The organism is Pseudomonas sp. 1912-s (assembly GCF_029269205.1).
Taxonomy (GTDB): domain Bacteria; phylum Pseudomonadota; class Gammaproteobacteria; order Pseudomonadales; family Pseudomonadaceae; genus Aquipseudomonas.
The window spans coordinates 139,626-156,445 of record NZ_JARIXR010000006.1 but is presented as its reverse complement, the minus strand read 5'-3'; the positions used below and the strand labels follow the sequence as shown (position 1 = coordinate 156,445).

Here is a 16,820-nt window from a genome sequence, read left to right as displayed (position 1 = left end):
TGGCCCGGCAAAGACTACCCATGCCTACAGAAAACATAGAGCCCACAAGCCGAGACCGAGAACGATTTTGGTCAAAGGTCGATAAGTCGGGCGATTGCTGGATATGGACCGGCGGAAAGGACCGGAAGGGTTACGGCAAGTTCTCGATGGGCAGCCAGTTCAAACCGGATGGCAGTCGCCGCAACTCAATGGTGTCGGCGCACCGCTTCTCCTATGAGCTGGTACATGGCCCGATCCCAGACCACGAATCGTTCCACGGGCTGTGCGTGCTGCACAGCTGCGATACCCCTGGTTGCGTGAATCCAAATCACCTGTCGCTCGGTACCAACAAGGATAACGTCCGCGACATGGACAGAAAGGGCCGGCGTGTAAACGCACACGCCAACGGTGAAGCTCATCACAACGCCATCCTCACCGAGCGGCAGGTACGGGAAATAGTCTCAGCACACCGGGAGCGCGGTATCTCGCAACTACAGCTGAGCAAGGATTATGGCGTTTCGCACTCAACCATTAACCACATATTCACCGGCAGGCTCTGGGCACACCTTGGCCTTTCGAACAAATCACAACGCCTCGGCATGACGGTTGTGAATGCCCATGATCTGGTAGCGAGGAAAGACCCTGGTTAACTTGGGTCGTTCGGCGGGGTATTCGGAGAGTTTAGGAACGAATTCCAAGCTTCGAAGGCGTCGTGGTGTTTTTTGACGGCCTCGTCCCATTCCAGCCCAGAGACTTTCTTCGAAACCACCATCATCATCATTTTGGTAGTGGCGGAATCAAGCTCAACCAATAACTCGTGGGATCTAAATCTGAAATCATCTAAGTCGGCCATACACTCACCTTGCGACAGGTCTAGCCGGAGTTCCCGGGTTGTGCCCATTTCACTAATGACAAGCCCTAAAAGGCGAAGGTTCATCGAGCAACCGTGTTTCTTTTCGGCCTACTTTGAACACGAGTTGTAATTAGCCTCCTACCCCTCCCCCTTCAAAGTCAGCCGCTATAGCGGCAAGGATGCGCTCGCTCATGAAAACGCGAATGCTCACCCATGCTCGTCTTCTGGAAAAGGTGGTCTATGACCCAGAGGCCGGGACATTCACTCACCTCGGCCGGCGCCGGCCAAAGGTTGGTCAGCTCGACAAAGACGGCTACATCAAGATCTCGATAGACGGGATCAAGCATCAAGCCCATCGGCTGGCCTGGCTGTATATGACCGGCAGCCATCCGCCAGCGGACATGCATGTCGACCACATAAACGCTGTGCGTGACGACAACCGCTGGCAGAACCTACGCCTCGCAACTTACACGGAGAACCAGGCTTATCGCCTTGCCTCATCTCGCGAAGGCCCAGGCCGGGGCGCAAGTGGTATTCGCAGCGTCTACTGGGACGGTAGGAAGCAAAGATGGTTCGTCCAGGTTAGATCGAACAACAAGGTCCACTACGGCGGTTACCACAAAGACATTGACGCCGCAGCAGCAGACGCCAAGGCATTGCGCGAAAGACTGACCGCCACTGCAGCTTAATCCCCCCCTACAAATCCATGGCGCTTAATGCGCTGGAGCATAAGTCATGCCTGAAGAAACTGTTTTGATCCAGCCGCTGCCAGTTGAGCGTGACGAACATGGCTACTGGACCCACCCGGCCTGGCCATCCACTGATGACGAGTTGATCCCATACACCTGGTTTGACTCGCGCGGCCTGGAAGTGCGCGAACTGGAATTCGAATACGACGCGTCAGAAGAAGTCCAGGCGTCTTGGCTTGCTGAAGGTATCGCCGACTGTGCAGCCTGGAACCCCTCCAATCCTCCTGGCGAAGGCTGGTTCATCTTCTCGATTCACGATACCGACGACGGCCCCATGTGCGTTTGGGTGCGCAAGCGGGTGACGCCATGACCCTACGCCAGCGCATCACCACATACATGAGCGGCGTGGGCGGCTCCCGGGATAACTGGTTCTGCACCTGGTGGTTCCGCTTCCACATCGAGCCGTTCACCACCAAGCAGGTCCGCCGCGAACTGGAGTTGATGAAGCGCGATGGCCTGGTCGAGTCGGATCACAGCCAGAGCAACAACACCAAGTGGCGTCTGACCAAATACAAACCTGACGGGGTGACGCCATGATCGCCACCCTCTGGTTCGCCTACGTCTTCATATACAAGGGGCCGAGGCCATGAGCCATATGGTCAGCGTTAGAACCGAAGATCTGGCCGGCCCCGCACTTGGCTGGGCCGTAGAGTCAATCGAAGGTTCCCCGTCATCGGCGGCCGGCCAACTGCAACTGGCCTTCTGTGCGCCACCGGTGGACGACACTCAGTGCGAGCGCTTGATCGCCAAGTACGCCGTCTGGGTCGAGCCCGGGCACCACGTCAACTGGGTGGCCGATACAAACCGCGATCCGTTCCAGCGCGCGCACGGAGAGACCCGGGCTATCGCGGTGTGCCGGGCCGTACTGACGGAAGCCATCGGCAAGACCTGCAGCGTCCCCGCCGAACTCGTTTAACCCCAATCCCCCTACACGCCTTCAGCTATCTGAGGCGGTGCCAGGGGCCTATCTAACGCTGAATCAGGCGAGTTCAGGAAGGACTCCCACGCTTCAAAAGCTTGACGATGACGCAACGTTGCCGCTTCCCAATTGACGCCGCGAACTTCTCTTGAAGAAACCAGCATCATCATTTTGGTGGTCGAGGCATCAAGCTCAATAAGTAGTTGATGAGACCTAAGCCTGAAATCGTCAATTCCGCACATGTGTTGGACCTTTGAGGGGCCTCAACGGAAATGCCGTGTGTTGTACCCGCCTATTCAGATGACAACCACACACATAGAAAGATCCACCCATATGAGTGCTATTTGAGTTGACTGTCTACCCAGCGTTCAGCCGCTGACATTGCTTCGTCCAGGGCGGCGGGGTAATCGGCCCACGGCCCTGCCAGCTCAGCTGCGACTTCACCCATTCCGTGTATGTCCACGGGTTCGATGATTGTCGCGGATGCAGGCACCGGGTCGTTCGGCCTTTTCCAGACGAACTTCAGGAATACCGTGTGACCTCGGTACTCATGAGCGATCGGCACATCGAGGTTGTGTGACACGCGTCCTCCCACAGTCGCAACGAATTGAACACCTGTTTTACACCCATCGCCAAGGTTCAGAAATCCGGGCGAACGGCCATTACTCCATCCCCCTATGGCCGCCGCAGCGGGGTGCGCTGACATCAGCCGCCCCTCGCTACGAGGACACCACATAAACATCGTCAAGAAAGCGCGGCCCAATGCGGGCCGCGGGAGGTAGGTATGCAAGCAGAGATATTGTCGGACGAGGAACTCGCCGACCTTACCGGCTACAAGCGTCGAGCTGATCAGCGGAAATGGCTCAAAGACCGAAACTGGGTATTCGTCGAGAGCCGCGGCGGCCGGCCGCTGGTGGGCCGGATGTTCGCCCGCATGAAGCTCGGCATGGTCAATGCCGCAATCGCAGATCCAAACCCGCCGCCGGCCCGTCCGGCTTGGACGCCCGACTTCTCCAGAGTGAACTGATATGCGCCCCCGGAACACGGAAAACAGGGACTTGCCGCCAGGAATGGTGCGCCGTAAGCGCCCAAGGAAAAATGGCAAGGTCTGGATCGGATACTACTACCGGGACTCTGCAGGCAAAGAGATCCCGCTGGGCACGGACCTGAGCAAAGCGCGCTTGAAATGGGCAGAACTCGAGACCAAAGACAAACCGGCCGACCTGACAGTGATGAAGGGAATCTTCGACCGGTATGTGCGCGACGTTATCCCGAAAAAGGGAGAGCGCACCCAAAAGGACAACATGGCCGAGCTGAAACAGCTTCGCCCTACGTTTGATGAGGCGCCCATCGATTCAATTACGCCGTTCAATATTGCCGGGTACCGTGATGCCCGCTCAGCGAAGGTTCGTGCCAACCGCGAGATCGCGCTCCTGTCCCACGTTTTCAACATGGCCAGGGAATGGGGGCTCACGGAACGGGAGAACCCATGCCAAGGCATCAGGAAGAACAAGGAGGCGCCGCGCGACTACTACGCCAATGCGGCTGTCTGGGATGCCGTCTACGCGGTTGCCGAACAAGAACTCAAGGAAGCCATGGACCTGGGCTATTTGACCGGGCAGCGGCCAGCTGACGTGTTGATCATGCGCAGCGACGATACCGAGGGTGACTACTTCCTGGTGACACAGGGCAAGACCGGGCAGAAGCTGCGAATCCTGATGCGTACCGATGCAGGGGAAAACAGCCTGGGGAGATTGGTCAGGGAGATCGGTGAAAGGAATGTCGGGCATCCGTCCAAGTACTTGTTGATCAACAGGCATGGAAAGCGGATGACGAAGGGGATGCTGCGCCTGCGCTGGGACAAGGCGCGGGAAAAAGCCCAGCAGAACGCCATCGAACAAGGCGACCCGCTGCTCGCGGCCAAGATTGGAGGGTTTCAGTTCCGCGACATCCGGCCGAAGGCCGCGTCGGAAATCATCGATATCGGGGATGCCAGCCTGCTGCTGGGACACAGCAAACAGGAGATCACAAAGCGGGTTTACAGGAGGATTGGCGCCACTGCGAAACCGTCCAAATAGGCAAAGTTTCGGAACTCCTACCCGAAAGTTTCGGAACTCCTGCCAAAAGCGAAAGAAACCTTCTCAAACCCCAGATACGAAAAAGCCCCGACTAATCGAGGCCTTATCGTTTAATTTGGCGGGAAACCAGGGATTCGAACCCTGGGAACGCTATTAACGTTCGCCGGTTTTCAAGACCGGTGCATTCAACCACTCTGCCAATTTCCCTTGTGCAACACAGGATTAGCGTAGCCCATCCTGTCTCAGCGGGCGCCATAATACCCGAATGAAACACACTGTCAAACTCTCGCCATAGCTTGTTACAGAGCGTCTGTTATGATCCTTGCGACTGAATGTTTCAAAACTGAAGGAGTGTCGCCATGCGCGAACAGAATTACGCAGTGAATGGAAACGCGCAGGCTGAGCAGCTAGAGGTTAGCCGCGTCCTGCGCAATACGTACGGCTTGCTCGCTCTCACCCTCGCGTTCAGCGGCGTGATGGCCTTCGTCGCCCAGCAGATGCGCGTCGGCTACCCGAACATCTTTGTGGTGCTGATCGGCTTCTACGGTCTTTTCTTCCTGACCAACAAGCTGCGCGACTCGGCCTGGGGCCTGGTGTCGGCGTTTGCCTTGACCGGTTTCATGGGTTTTATCCTCGGCCCGATCCTTAACCGTTACCTCGGCATGGCCGGCGGCGCGGAAGTGGTCAGCTCGGCATTTGCCATGACCGCCCTGGTATTTGGCGGCCTGTCGGCTTACGTGCTGATCTCCCGCAAGGACATGAGCTTCCTGGGTGGCTTCATCACCGCCGGTTTCTTCGTGTTGCTGGCCGCCGTACTGGCAGGCATGTTCTTCCAGATCAGCGGCCTGCAACTGGCGATCAGCGCCGGTTTCGTGCTGTTCTCCTCGGCCTGCATCCTGTTCCAGACCAGCGCGATCATCCAGGGTGGCGAGCGTAACTACATCATGGCTACCATCAGCCTGTATGTATCGATCTACAACCTGTTTATCAGCCTGTTGCAGATCTTCGGCATCATGGGCCGCGACGACTGATCGCAGCCACATGCAAAAAGCCCGCTTCGGCGGGCTTTTTGTTGCCTGCGGCTTTATCATTGCCACAGGTTTTGCCTTCAGAGTGTTCCATGAAGTTTGCGATTGCGCTTTTCGAAGCCCCCCATGCGCCCTCCTCGCGCCGTGCCTTGCTGTTCGCCCAGGCAGCGCTGGCGGGCGGGCATGAGATTGTGCGGCTGTTTTTCTATCAGGATGGCGTCTACAGCGCGTCCAATAACATTGTTGCGCCGCAGGACGAGCAGGACATCGCCCGCCAGTGGCGCGAGTTTGTCAGCGAGCATCAGCTCGATGGCGTGGTGTGCATTGCTGCGGCCCTGCGCCGTGGGGTATTGAATGCCGAAGAGGCCACCCGCTATCAACGCAGCGCGGTGAACCTGGAGGCGCCCTGGGCGCTGTCCGGGCTTGGGCAACTGCATGATGCCACCCAGGCCGCTGACCGCTTGATCTGCTTCGGAGGCCCGTGACATGTCGAAATCCTTGCTGGTGATCAGCCGACAGGCACCGTGGTCCGGCCCCAGCGCCCGCGAAGCGCTGGATATCGTGCTGGCCGGCGGCGCGTTTGATTTGCCGATTGGCCTGTTGTTTCTGGATGACGGCGTGTTTCAACTGGCCGCGAGCCAGGACGCCAAGGCCGTGCAACAGAAAGACCTCAGTGCCAACCTCCAGGCCCTGGAGTTGTTCGGGGTTGAGGATGTGTTTGCCTGCAGCCATAGCCTCTCGGCACGCGGCCTGACCTCCTCCGGTAGCGCACAGCCGCTGAGCAGCGAACAGATCTCACAGATGATTGACCGTTACGACCAGGTGATTACCCTCTGATGTCGACTTTGCATGTGGTGTCCCACTCTCCTTTTACCGATAGCCGGCTGGACAGCTGCCTGCGCCTCTGTGGCACCCGGGACGCAATCCTGCTGTGCGGCGACGGCGCCTATGCCCTGCAACCCGCCAGCGCCCCCTGCCAGGCCCTGCAAGCCAAGGGCCTGAAGGTGTTTGTGCTGGCCGAAGACAGCCAGGCGCGTAATCTTGCGGTACCTGACTGGGCCGCCAGCGTCGATTACCCGGCCTTCGTCCAGCTGTCGATCGATTACGACAAGGTCAACACCTGGCTATGAACACCCTGACCGTAGGCGAACGCACCCTGGAACTGGACAAGGACGGCTACCTCGCCGACCTGAGCGACTGGTCAAGCGACGTGGCCAACGCCCTCGCCACCGCCGAAGAGCTGGAGCTGACCCCGGAACACTGGGAAATCCTCGAGCTACTGCGGGGCTTCTACACCGAATTCCAGCTGTCGCCGGCCACCCGTCCGCTGATCAAGTACACCGCCCTGAAGCTGGGCCCGGAAAAGGGCAACAGCCTGCACCTCAACCGACTGTTCAAAGGCACTCCCGCCAAACTCGCCGCTAAGCTGGCGGGCCTGCCCAGGCCGACGAATTGCTTATGACTGATTTTGCCCCGTTGATCACTGAAACACCCGCCGAACACCCCTTTGCGCCGTTCGTGCGGATCCTCGGCAAAGGCAAGCGCGGCGCCCGCAACCTCACTCGTGAGGAAGCTCGTGAGGCGATGGGCATGCTGCTGGATGAGAAGGTCGAAGATACCCAGCTCGGCGCCTTCCTGATGCTGTTGCGGCACAAGGAAGAAAGCCCGGAAGAGCTGGCGGGTTTCACCGAAGCCGTGCGCGAGCGCTTGAATGCGCCGTCGCTCAACGTGGACGTCGACTGGCCTACCTACGCCGGTAAGAAACGCCACCTGCCGTGGTACCTGCTGGCAGCCAAGTGCCTCGCGCAGAACGGCGTGCGCATCCTGATGCACGGCGGCGGCGCGCATACCGCGGGCCGGCTCTATACCGAGCAGTTGCTGGAAGGCTTGCAGATTCCGCTGTGCCGCAATTGGCAACAGGTCGAGGCAGCCCTTGAACAGGGCAACCTGGCGTTTATCCCCCTGGGAGATTGGGCGCCGCAACTGCAGCGCATGATCGACCTGCGTAACACCCTGGGCCTGCGTTCGCCGATCCACTCACTGGCGCGCATCCTCAACCCGTTGAGCGCCCGCTGCGGCCTGCAAAGCATCTTCCATCCGGGCTACCAGGGCGTGCATCGCGATGCCAGCGGCCTGCTCGGCGACAACACCATTGTGGTCAAGGGCGATGGCGGCGAGATCGAGATCAACCCGGACACCATCAGCCACCTGTACGGCACCACCGGCGGCGAAAGCTGGGATGAGGAGTGGCCTGCCCTCTCCGCCCAGCGCCACGTCAAGCCTGCCGCCCTGGAGCCCGAGCACCTGAAGGCGCTGTGGCGCGGCGACGTGCAGGACAGCTACCCGCAACTGGCACTGATCGCCACTATGGCGTTGGCCTTGCGTGGCCTTGGACACCCGCGGGAGCAGGCGTTCGAACTGGCCCAGCAGTACTGGGACGCCCGGGACAGATCGATTTAGTCGATCATTAACCCCCAGCCTTTGCGCTTTTTGTTCGAACCCAGACCTTTAGACTGCACTCCAACGCTTATTAGCCAAGGAGTCAGTCATGGGTTTGCTGATCGAAGGACGCTGGCATGACCAGTGGTACGAAAGTAGCGCAGACGGCGCCTTCCAACGGGAACAGGCGCAACGCCGCAACTGGGTAACCGCCGATGGCGAGCCCGGCCCAACCGGTGAAGGCGGCTTCAAAGCCGAAGCCGGCCGCTATCACCTGTACGTTTCCCTCGCCTGCCCCTGGGCACACCGCACACTGATCCTGCGCAAGCTCAAAGGCCTGGAAAGCCTGATCGATGTGTCCGTGGTCAGTTGGCTGATGCTGGAAAACGGCTGGACCTTCGACAAGACCCATGGCTCCAGCGGCGACAAGCTCGACGACTTCACCTACATGCACCAGCGCTACACGGCTGACACCGCCAGCTACACCGGGCGCGTGACGGTGCCGGTGTTGTGGGACAAGAAGCTCAAACGGATTGTCAGCAATGAATCGGCGGAGATTATTCGCATGTTCAACAGTGCGTTTAATGAACTGACGGGCAATCAGCTGGATTTCTATCCCGAGGCCCTGCGCTCAACCATCGACGCACTGAACGAGCGGATTTATCCCGCCGTGAACAACGGCGTGTACCGCGCAGGTTTCGCCACGTCACAAAAGGCGTATGAAGCGGCGTTTGATGATGTGTTTGCCGAGCTGGATCACCTTGAACAGCATCTGGGAGAGCATCGTTACCTGGCGGGGGAATACCTGACCGAAGCCGATGTAAGGCTTTTCACCACGGCGATCCGGTTTGATGCGGTGTACTACAGCCACTTCAAATGCAACCTGCGGCGGATTGCGGATTATCCGAACCTGTCGAATTGGCTACGGGAACTGTATCAATGGCCGGGGATCGCCGAGACGGTGGATTTTGCCCACATCAAGGGGCACTACTACGCCAGTCACCGCACGATTAATCCGACGGGGATTGTGCCGAAGGGGCCGTTGCAGAGGTTTGAGGCGGAACATGATCGGGCGAGGTTGAGCGGGAAAGGCATCTTGAGCTGAAAACACCCTGTGGCGAGGGAGCTTGCTCCCGTTGGGTTGCGAAGCGACCCCAAAAGAGCGGACTGCTGCGCAGTCCAGCGGGAGCAAGCTCCCTCGCCACAGGATTGGTGTCAGACCTCGGACTGAGCGCCTTCAAACCACTTCAGCTTCTCACGCAACTGCACCACTTCTCCCACAATCACCAGGGTCGGCGCATGAACCTCATGCTCCGCCACCATGCGCGGCAGGTCAGCCAGGGTGCCGGTAAACACTCGCTGGTTGGACGTTGTGCCCTGCTGGATCAACGCCGCCGGCGTATCCGCCGAACGGCCATGCTGGATCAGCTGTTCGCAGATGATCGGCAACCCAATCAACCCCATGTAGAACACCAGGGTCTGCGAAGGTCCTACCAGATCACTCCACGGCAGGTCCGAAGTCCCGTCCTTCAAGTGCCCCGTAATGAAGCGAACCGATTGCGCATAGTCGCGATGAGTCAGCGGAATACCGGCATACGCGGCACAACCACTGGCCGCAGTAATGCCCGGCACCACCTGGAACGGGATGCCATGGGCCGCCAGCTCTTCGATCTCTTCACCACCACGACCAAAGATAAACGGATCGCCACCTTTCAGACGCAGCACGCGCTTGCCCTGCTTGGCCAGGTCAACCAGTTGCTGGTTGATCTGGTCTTGCGGCACCGCGTGGTCGGCACGACGCTTGCCGACATATATCCGCTCGGCATCGCGACGGCACAGCTCAAGAATCGCCGGCGCCACCAAACGGTCGTATAGCACCACATCGGCCTGTTGCATCAAGCGCAAGGCGCGAAAGGTCAGCAGGTCGGGATCACCCGGGCCAGCGCCCACCAGGTAGACTTCGCCCGGCGCATGCGGCGGCGCGCCATTGATTTTCTCTACCAGCAGTCGCTCGGCTTCATCGCCCTGCCCGGCCAGTTGCCGATCAGCGATAGGGCCCTGGAACACGTCTTCCCAGAACGCGCGACGTTGCTGCACATCCGGAAACAAGCCTTTGACCTGGCTACGAAACCGCGCCGCCAACCCGGCCAATTGGCCGTAAGTCGATGGAATCCAGGTTTCCAGCTTGGCGCGAATCAAGCGGGCCAGCACCGGCGCATCGCCACCGCTGGACACGGCGATCACCAATGGTGAACGGTCGACAATCGCCGGGAAGATCACGCTGCACAGCGCCGGCGCGTCCACCACATTCACCGGTACGCAACGACGCCGGGCATCGCTGGACACTTGCGCGTTCAGCGGCTCGTCGTCGGTCGCGGCGATGATCAGGGTGCAGCCATCAAGGTCAGCCTCCTGATAACCGCGCAAAATCAGTTCACCGCCACTGCCCTGCACCAGTTCACGCAACTGGTCTTCAATCTGGGGAGCAACCACCCGCAACAACGCGCCGGCGTCGGCCAGCAGCCGGGATTTGCGCAAGGCAATCTCCCCGCCACCGACGACCAACACACGACTGCCGCGCAGGTTATGAAACAGCGGCAGAAATTCCATTTAGCCGATGACCTCAACGCCCGCCATGTACGGCTTGAGCACCTCAGGTACGCGAATCGAACCGTCGGCCTGCTGGTAGTTTTCCAGCACGGCCACCAGGGTACGGCCTACCGCCAGGCCCGAACCGTTGAGGGTGTGCACCAGCTCAGGCTTGCCGGTTTCCGGGTTGCGGAAACGCGCCTGCATGCGACGGGCCTGGAAATCACCGCAGTTGGAGCACGACGAAATCTCGCGGTATTTGTCCTGGCTCGGCACCCACACCTCCAAGTCGTAGGTTTTCACGGCGCTGAAACCCATGTCGCCGGTGCACAGCGCGAGAACGCGGTACGGCAGCTCCAGCAGTTGCAGGACGCGTTCGGCGTTGGCGGTCAGGCCTTCCAGTGCTTCCATGGAGGTCGACGGCTCGACCACCTGTACCATCTCGACCTTGTCGAACTGGTGCTGGCGGATCATGCCGCGGGTGTCGCGGCCCGAGGCACCGGCTTCACTGCGGAAGCAGGGCGAGTGGGCAACAAACTTGATCGGCAGTTGCTTGGCGTCGAGAATTTCCCCGGCCACGATGTTGGTCAGCGACACTTCGGCGGTCGGGATCAGGTACAGATCGGCTTCGCCATCGCGGCTGATCTTGAACAGGTCTTCCTCGAACTTCGGCAACTGGCTGGTGCCCATCAACGCCGGCGCCTGAACCAGGTACGGGGTGTAGGCCTCTTCGTAGCCATGTTCGCCGGTGTGCAGGTTGATCATGAACTGCGCCAGGGCACGGTGCATGCGCGCGATCGGGCCGCGCAGCAAGGCAAAGCGTGCGCCGGACATTTTGGCGGCCGTTTCAAAATCCAGGCCACCGGTCAATTCGCCCAGGGCGACGTGGTCCTTGATCTCGAAATCGAACGCCTTTGGTGTGCCCCAGCGACGGACCTCGACGTTGCCGTCTTCGTCTTCGCCGATCGGCACGGATTCGTGCGGCAGGTTCGGGATGCCCAACAGGATCGAATCCAGCTCGGTCTGGATCGCGTCCAGCTCGACTTTGCCGGAAGCCAACTCGCCAGCCATACGCTCGACATCCGCCATCAACGGCGCGATGTCTTCGCCGCGCTGCTTGGCCTGACCGATGGATTTGGAACGCGCATTACGCTCAGCCTGCAGTGCTTCGGTGCGGGTCTGGACGGTCTTGCGCTGTTCTTCCAGCGCTTCGATGCGCGCAACATCCAGGCTGAAGCCACGGGATGCCAGGCGGTCCGCTACGTCCTGAAGGTTGCTACGTAACAGTTTGGAATCGAGCATGTCGGTCTCTCGTTTATCAAAGTTTGGTCAAGGACAGGCCAGCCCAGGTGGCGAGCAGCCCGCCGAACACGCTGATGGCCAGGTACCCGAAGGCGACCGGTGCCTGCCCGCTTTCCAGCAGGCGTAGCGTGTCCAGTGAAAAGGATGAAAAGGTCGTCAGACCGCCTACAAAGCCGACAATCAAGCCGGCACGAATCTCGATCGGCACTTCCGGGCGAATCAGAAACCACCCGTACAACAAGCCGATGATCAAACAGCCCACCAGGTTGACCGCCAGGGTCGCCGCATAAAAATGCCGCGGCCAGTTGGCGCTGACCCACGTGCTGGTGGCGAAACGCAATAATGTACCAGCGATGCCGGCCACGGACACGGCAAGAATCGTTCTAAGCACTACTTTCTCCGCTGTTTCGGACTGAGCCGGTCAAGTTGGGCGAGGTGATTGAGCTTTTCGCCGATCTTCAGCTCCAGGCCACGGGGCACCGGCTGGTAGAACGGCTGCGGCTCAAGGTCATCCGGGAAGTAATCTTCGCCAGCCGCGTAGGCGTCCGGCTCATCGTGGGCATAACGGTATTCATCGCCGTAGCCGAGCTGCTTCATCAGCTTGGTCGGCGCGTTGCGCAGGTGCAGCGGCACTTCCAGGGAACCATGCTCGGCGGCGGCACGCAGGGCGGACTTGAAGCCCATGTACACCGCGTTGCTTTTCGGCGCGCAGGCGAGGTACGTGATGGCCTGGGCCACCGCCAGCTCACCTTCCGGGCTGCCCAGGCGTTCCTGCACTTCCCAGGCGGCCAGGCACAGGCTCAGGGCGCGCGGGTCGGCGTTGCCGATGTCTTCGCTGGCCATGCGCACCACACGCCGGGCGAGGTACAACGGGTCGCAACCACCGTCGATCATCCGTGCAAACCAATACAGTGCGCCGTCGGGATTGGAGCCGCGCACCGACTTGTGCAACGCGGAAATCTGGTCGTAGAACGCCTCGCCGCCCTTGTCGAAACGCCGGCGGGTGTCGCCCAGCAGGCTTTGCAGAAGGTCGACGCCGATTTCGCTGCCGTCCTCGGCCAGGTCGGAAGCGTTCTCCAGCAGGTTGAGGAAGCGTCGACCATCGCCATCAGCAGCGGTCAGCAGAATCTTGAAGCCTTCCTCGCTGACACTCAGCTGCCGCTTGCCCAAGCCCTTGTCTTCGCTCAGCGCGCGCTGCAACAGCTTTTGCATCGCTGCTTCATCGAGGCTTTTGAGCACATAGACACGCGCCCGGGACAGCAAGGCGTTGTTCAGTTCAAAGGACGGATTTTCGGTGGTGGCGCCAATAAAGATCAGCGTGCCGTCTTCGACGTACGGCAAAAATGCATCCTGTTGCGACTTGTTGAAGCGATGCACTTCGTCGACAAACAGGATGGTGCGCTTGCCGTATTGCCCAGCCTGCTGCTTGGCGACTTCCACCGCCTGGCGAATTTCCTTGACCCCTGCCAGCACCGCCGAAACCGTTTCGAAGTGCGCATCCGAGACTTTCGCCAGGAGCCGCGCCAGGGTGGTTTTACCCACCCCCGGCGGCCCCCAGAAAATCATCGAGTGCAGCGCACCCTGCTCCAGGGCTTCGCGCAAAGGCTTGCCGCGAGCGAGCAGGTGTTCCTGCCCGAAGTACTCGTCCAGGTTGGTCGAGCGCAGGCGCGCCGCCAGAGGCTGAGCAATCGGGTCACTTCGAAACAGGTCCATGGGCAGCGTTTGAAACCTCTAGGCAGTTTATTCCTGGATCACGTCGGCACCCTTCGGGATGTCGAACTTGAACTTGGACGCGGCCACCGGCTCGTTGGCCTTGACCCCGGTGAACAGGATATTGGTGCGCTGGCCGACACTGTCAACCAACTGCATGTCGTTGATCACGCCGTTGCGGAACGACAGGCGCAGGCTGTCGAACAGCGTGTCCTTGGATTTCGGCTTCAGCGTGAAGTCGATGACGTTGCTGGCCTGCTTGGAGGTGATGTCAAAGCTCTGGCTGATCTGCGACACATCGCCCGACAGCAGCAACGCTGGAGTCTGGCTCAGGCGCGGGTCCAGCTTCTTGATGGTGGCCTGTTCAAGGTCCGGGTCCCACAGGGTGACTTTCTGGCCGTCGGACACGATGGTCTGGTCGTTAGGCGCGTCGGTCTTCCAGTAGAACAGCCCTGGACGCTGCACGGCCATTTCGCCGGCAGTTTCCTGCAACTGGGTGCCGCCACCGTCCAGGGTCAACTGGGAGAAGCGCGCGGTCAGGGTCTTGGATTTGTCCAGCAGGTTGGTCAGGCTCGCAACGGAAGCCGGATCAGCGTGAGCCGAAGCAGCAGTCAGGGCCAGTGCCGGCAACAACAGCATGCGGATAAGACGCATGGGAGTCCTCATAGATTCGTTTGCAAGGCGTGCCGCGTGTTGCCACGCGGCACGTAATCAGTCACGCATCTGCGCTGGCGCTATGACTTCGCGCGAGCCGTTGGTGTTCATCGAGGTGACCACGCCAGCCATTTCCATGGCTTCAATCATGCGGGCTGCGCGGTTGTAGCCAATCTTCAGCTTGCGCTGTACAGCGGAGATCGAGGCGCGGCGGCTCTCAAGGACGAACTGCACCGCTTCGTCGTAGAGCGCATCGGTCTCGGCATCATCGTCGCCACCGCCGCTGCCACCGTCAAAGCCGCTGCCGGCCTCTTCGACGCCCGCGAGGATGTCGTCGTTGTATTCCGGGGCGCCACGCAGTTTCCAGGCTTCCACCACACGGTGCACTTCATCGTCGGAGACGAAGGCGCCGTGAACACGGATCGGCAGGCTGGTGCCCGGCGGCATGTAGAGCATGTCACCGTGGCCCAGCAGCTGTTCGGCGCCGCCCTGATCGATGATGGTCCGGGAGTCGATCTTGCTCGACACCTGGAACGCCATGCGGGTCGGGATGTTGGCCTTGATCAGACCGGTAATGACGTCCACCGACGGACGCTGGGTAGCGAGGATCAGGTGAATACCGGCAGCCCGTGCTTTCTGGGCGATACGGGCGATCAGCTCTTCGACCTTCTTGCCGACGATCATCATCATGTCGGCAAATTCGTCCACCACCACGACTATGGTCGGCAGCTTGGTCAACAGCGGCGCTTCGTCGTGAATGCTTTCGCGCTTGTACAGCGGGTCGGTCAGAGGTGTGCCGGCGTCCTGGGCTTCCTTGACCTTGGCGTTGAAGCCCGACAGGTTACGCACGCCCATCTTCGCCATCAGCTTGTAGCGCCGCTCCATCTCGGCGACGCTCCAGCGCAGGGCGTTGGCGGCGTCCTTCATGTCGGTCACCACCGGGCACAACAGGTGCGGAATGCCTTCGTAGATCGACAGCTCAAGCATTTTCGGGTCGATCATGATCAGCTTGGCGTCATCCGGGCCAGACTTGAACAGGATCGACAGGATCATCGCGTTCACACCCACCGACTTACCGGAACCGGTGGTACCGGCCACCAGCAAGTGGGGCATTTTCGCCAGGTCGGTGATCACCGGCTTGCCGCCAATGTCATGGCCCAGGGCCAGGGTGACCGGCGATTTGAAGTTGTCGTATTCCGGGGTCGACAGCACTTCGGAGAAACGCACGATCTGCCGGTCTTCGTTGGGAATCTCGATACCGACGGTGGTCTTGCCCGGAATCACTTCCACCACCCGCACGCTGGTCACGGCCAGCGAACGCGCCAAATCCTTGGCCAGGTTGGAAATACGGCTGACCTTCACGCCTGCAGCCGGCTGGATTTCGTAACGGGTAATCACCGGGCCCGGGTGGATCGAATCCACCGAGACTTCGACGCCGAATTCCTTGAGTTTGATTTCCAGCAGATGGCCGACGGCCGCCAGGGACTCAGGGGAGTAGTTGAGCTGTTTCTTTTCCGCAGGATCAAGAATCGAGATCGGCGGCAAGGTGCCTTCCACGGCACTGTCGACAAACAAGGGTGCCTGCTTCTCTTTCTGCACGCGGTGGCTCGGCTCGGGCACCTTGGTCGGCGCCGGGGCGATCACCGGCGGCACCTGCTTCTCGCGGTCCGACATGTGCTTGGTCAGGGCCTGTTCGCGTTCGATCAGGCGTTCCTTGACCTTGGCCTGTTCACGCCGGTCCGGCGTGCTCGGGGCCACGACTTCGTTGACACGGGTATCCACCTCACGCAGTTGGGCAACCATGCGTTTGCGATCCACCCGGGCCGACCACCAGCGATTGGCCGCGCCCTGGAACAGTTCGAGCAGGTCGAGGGTGATCTTGCCGGTCACGTCCATGACCTTGAACCAGGACAGGTCGGTAAACACGGTGAGGCCGAACAGGAACAGCGCAATGAACATCAGGGTGCTGCCCTGGATGTTCAGGGTCCGGCGGGCCAAGTCGCCCAGGCTTTCGCCCAATGCGCCGCCGGCACCGGCCGGCAAACCGGTCGGTGCGTGGAAATGGATATGGGCCAGCGCCGCGCCCGACAGCACCAGGAACACCAGGCCGATCAGGCGCCAGGAGAACAGCCAGCCGCTCCACTGCCACGGCTCATGGCGCTGGCGGAAGATCTGCCAGGTCTTGATGGCCAGCAGCAACGGGAAGATATACGCGAAGTAACCCAGCACCATGAACAGGATATCGGCGCTGTAGGAGCCGGCCGGGCCGCCGAAGTTCTGCACGTCTTCGATCTTGCTGTTGTGGCTCCAGCCCGGATCGTCCTTGCCATAGGTGAGCAAGGCCATCATCAGGAACAGGCACAGGGCGCCGATGGCGATCAGTGCACCTTCCTTGAGTCGGTAGTGCAGGTGCTGGCGCCAGGCGGGCACGACTGCGGCTTTAGGTGTTGCGGCGGATTTCTTCAAAACGGGTCTTTTCCTGCGCCTTTAGCGCGTCCATCTATTGAATGACTGCAAAAC

Annotated in this window: 21 protein-coding genes and 1 tRNA gene; 14 read left to right on the top strand and 8 right to left on the bottom strand. The window is 60.3% G+C overall.

The annotated features are described in order from the left end of the window. Positions 1-20: 20 nt before the first annotated feature. Positions 21-629, top strand: a complete 609-nt coding sequence (locus tag P3C29_RS09950) for an HNH endonuclease (protein ID WP_275964430.1) — start codon at positions 21-23, stop codon at positions 627-629. Here P3C29_RS09950 and P3C29_RS09945 read toward each other — a convergent pair. After that, positions 626-832, bottom strand: coding sequence for a hypothetical protein (locus tag P3C29_RS09945; protein ID WP_275964429.1), 207 nt, complete (start codon positions 830-832; stop codon positions 626-628). The genes P3C29_RS09950 and P3C29_RS09945 overlap by 4 nt on opposite strands. 191 nt (positions 833-1,023) lie before the next feature. Between P3C29_RS09945 and P3C29_RS09940 the strand changes: the two genes are divergently transcribed. The 6 genes from P3C29_RS09940 (at position 1,024) to P3C29_RS09915 (ending at position 4,578) form a co-directional block, all read left to right on the top strand. Continuing rightward, the gene (locus P3C29_RS09940; protein ID WP_275964428.1) at positions 1,024-1,521 is read left to right on the top strand and encodes an HNH endonuclease; all 498 of its coding nucleotides are present in this window, start codon (positions 1,024-1,026) and stop codon (positions 1,519-1,521) included. 46 nt (positions 1,522-1,567) lie between these two features. Next, positions 1,568-1,891 (top strand): hypothetical protein, encoded by a 324-nt coding sequence (locus P3C29_RS09935; protein WP_275964427.1) that lies wholly within the window; start codon positions 1,568-1,570, stop codon positions 1,889-1,891. Next, positions 1,888-2,118, top strand: coding sequence for a hypothetical protein (locus P3C29_RS09930; RefSeq protein ID WP_275964426.1), 231 nt, complete (start codon positions 1,888-1,890; stop codon positions 2,116-2,118). Before P3C29_RS09935 ends, P3C29_RS09930 begins: the two co-directional genes overlap by 4 nt. A 58-nt stretch (positions 2,119-2,176) precedes the next feature. Continuing rightward, a complete protein-coding gene (locus P3C29_RS09925; protein ID WP_275964425.1) occupies positions 2,177-2,497 on the top strand; it encodes a hypothetical protein in 321 nt (106 codons plus the stop codon). A gap of 787 nt (positions 2,498-3,284) precedes the next feature. Beyond that, positions 3,285-3,527 (top strand): DUF4224 domain-containing protein, encoded by a 243-nt coding sequence (locus P3C29_RS09920; protein ID WP_275964424.1) that lies wholly within the window; start codon positions 3,285-3,287, stop codon positions 3,525-3,527. A 1-nt stretch (position 3,528) separates the two neighbouring features. Beyond that, complete coding sequence (locus P3C29_RS09915; RefSeq protein WP_275964423.1) at positions 3,529-4,578, top strand: tyrosine-type recombinase/integrase; 1,050 nt, start codon at positions 3,529-3,531, stop codon at positions 4,576-4,578. A gap of 116 nt (positions 4,579-4,694) precedes the next feature. Here the strand turns inward: P3C29_RS09915 and P3C29_RS09910 are convergent. Then, positions 4,695-4,785: transfer RNA gene (locus P3C29_RS09910), tRNA-Ser, on the bottom strand. Positions 4,786-4,937: 152 nt separating this feature from the next. Here P3C29_RS09910 and P3C29_RS09905 point away from each other — a divergent pair. The 7 genes from P3C29_RS09905 to P3C29_RS09875 all read left to right on the top strand — a co-directional run bounded on the left by P3C29_RS09905 (position 4,938) and on the right by P3C29_RS09875 (position 9,150). After that, a complete protein-coding gene (locus P3C29_RS09905; RefSeq protein ID WP_003219636.1) occupies positions 4,938-5,609 on the top strand; it encodes a Bax inhibitor-1/YccA family protein in 672 nt (223 codons plus the stop codon). 89 nt (positions 5,610-5,698) lie between these two features. After that, the gene (gene tusD / locus P3C29_RS09900; protein ID WP_201124699.1) at positions 5,699-6,091 is read left to right on the top strand and encodes a sulfurtransferase complex subunit TusD; all 393 of its coding nucleotides are present in this window, start codon (positions 5,699-5,701) and stop codon (positions 6,089-6,091) included. 1 nt (position 6,092) lies between these two features. After that, on the top strand, positions 6,093-6,443 hold the full coding sequence (gene tusC, locus P3C29_RS09895) for a sulfurtransferase complex subunit TusC (protein ID WP_275964422.1): 351 nt from the start codon (positions 6,093-6,095) through the stop codon (positions 6,441-6,443). Further along, entirely contained in the window at positions 6,443-6,736 is a 294-nt protein-coding gene (gene tusB / locus P3C29_RS09890; RefSeq protein WP_010172468.1) for a sulfurtransferase complex subunit TusB, read from the top strand. The genes tusC and tusB overlap by 1 nt, the downstream gene beginning before the upstream one ends. Then, a complete protein-coding gene (locus P3C29_RS09885; RefSeq protein WP_275964421.1) occupies positions 6,733-7,068 on the top strand; it encodes a TusE/DsrC/DsvC family sulfur relay protein in 336 nt (111 codons plus the stop codon). The genes tusB and P3C29_RS09885 overlap by 4 nt, the downstream gene beginning before the upstream one ends. Then, a complete protein-coding gene (locus P3C29_RS09880) occupies positions 7,065-8,066 on the top strand; it encodes a glycosyl transferase family protein (RefSeq protein ID WP_010172471.1) in 1,002 nt (333 codons plus the stop codon). The genes P3C29_RS09885 and P3C29_RS09880 overlap by 4 nt, the downstream gene beginning before the upstream one ends. 88 nt (positions 8,067-8,154) lie before the next feature. Continuing rightward, positions 8,155-9,150: a glutathione S-transferase family protein gene (locus tag P3C29_RS09875; protein WP_275964420.1), complete on the top strand. Its 996-nt coding sequence runs from the start codon at positions 8,155-8,157 to the stop codon at positions 9,148-9,150. Between the two features lie 110 nt (positions 9,151-9,260). Here the strand turns inward: P3C29_RS09875 and cysG are convergent, their stop codons facing one another. From cysG to P3C29_RS09845, 6 genes are read right to left on the bottom strand one after another with little or no spacing between them, the layout of a single operon-like run. Further along, positions 9,261-10,655 (bottom strand): siroheme synthase CysG, encoded by a 1,395-nt coding sequence (cysG, locus tag P3C29_RS09870; protein ID WP_275964419.1) that lies wholly within the window; start codon positions 10,653-10,655, stop codon positions 9,261-9,263. Beyond that, entirely contained in the window at positions 10,656-11,936 is a 1,281-nt protein-coding gene (gene serS / locus P3C29_RS09865; protein WP_010172477.1) for a serine--tRNA ligase, read from the bottom strand. It abuts the gene before it with no gap. Positions 11,937-11,952: 16 nt separating this feature from the next. Continuing rightward, positions 11,953-12,327 carry a fluoride efflux transporter CrcB gene (gene crcB, locus P3C29_RS09860; protein WP_275964418.1) on the bottom strand — a complete coding sequence of 125 codons (375 nt, stop codon included), beginning with the start codon at positions 12,325-12,327 and terminating at the stop codon, positions 11,953-11,955. Next, on the bottom strand, positions 12,327-13,649 hold the full coding sequence (locus P3C29_RS09855; RefSeq protein WP_275964417.1) for a replication-associated recombination protein A: 1,323 nt from the start codon (positions 13,647-13,649) through the stop codon (positions 12,327-12,329). Before P3C29_RS09855 ends, crcB begins: the two co-directional genes overlap by 1 nt. Positions 13,650-13,676: 27 nt before the next feature. Next, positions 13,677-14,300, bottom strand: coding sequence for an outer membrane lipoprotein chaperone LolA (lolA, locus tag P3C29_RS09850; protein WP_275964416.1), 624 nt, complete (start codon positions 14,298-14,300; stop codon positions 13,677-13,679). A 57-nt stretch (positions 14,301-14,357) separates the two neighbouring features. Continuing rightward, the gene (locus tag P3C29_RS09845; RefSeq protein ID WP_169389026.1) at positions 14,358-16,766 is read right to left on the bottom strand and encodes a DNA translocase FtsK; all 2,409 of its coding nucleotides are present in this window, start codon (positions 16,764-16,766) and stop codon (positions 14,358-14,360) included. Positions 16,767-16,820: the final 54 nt, after the last annotated feature.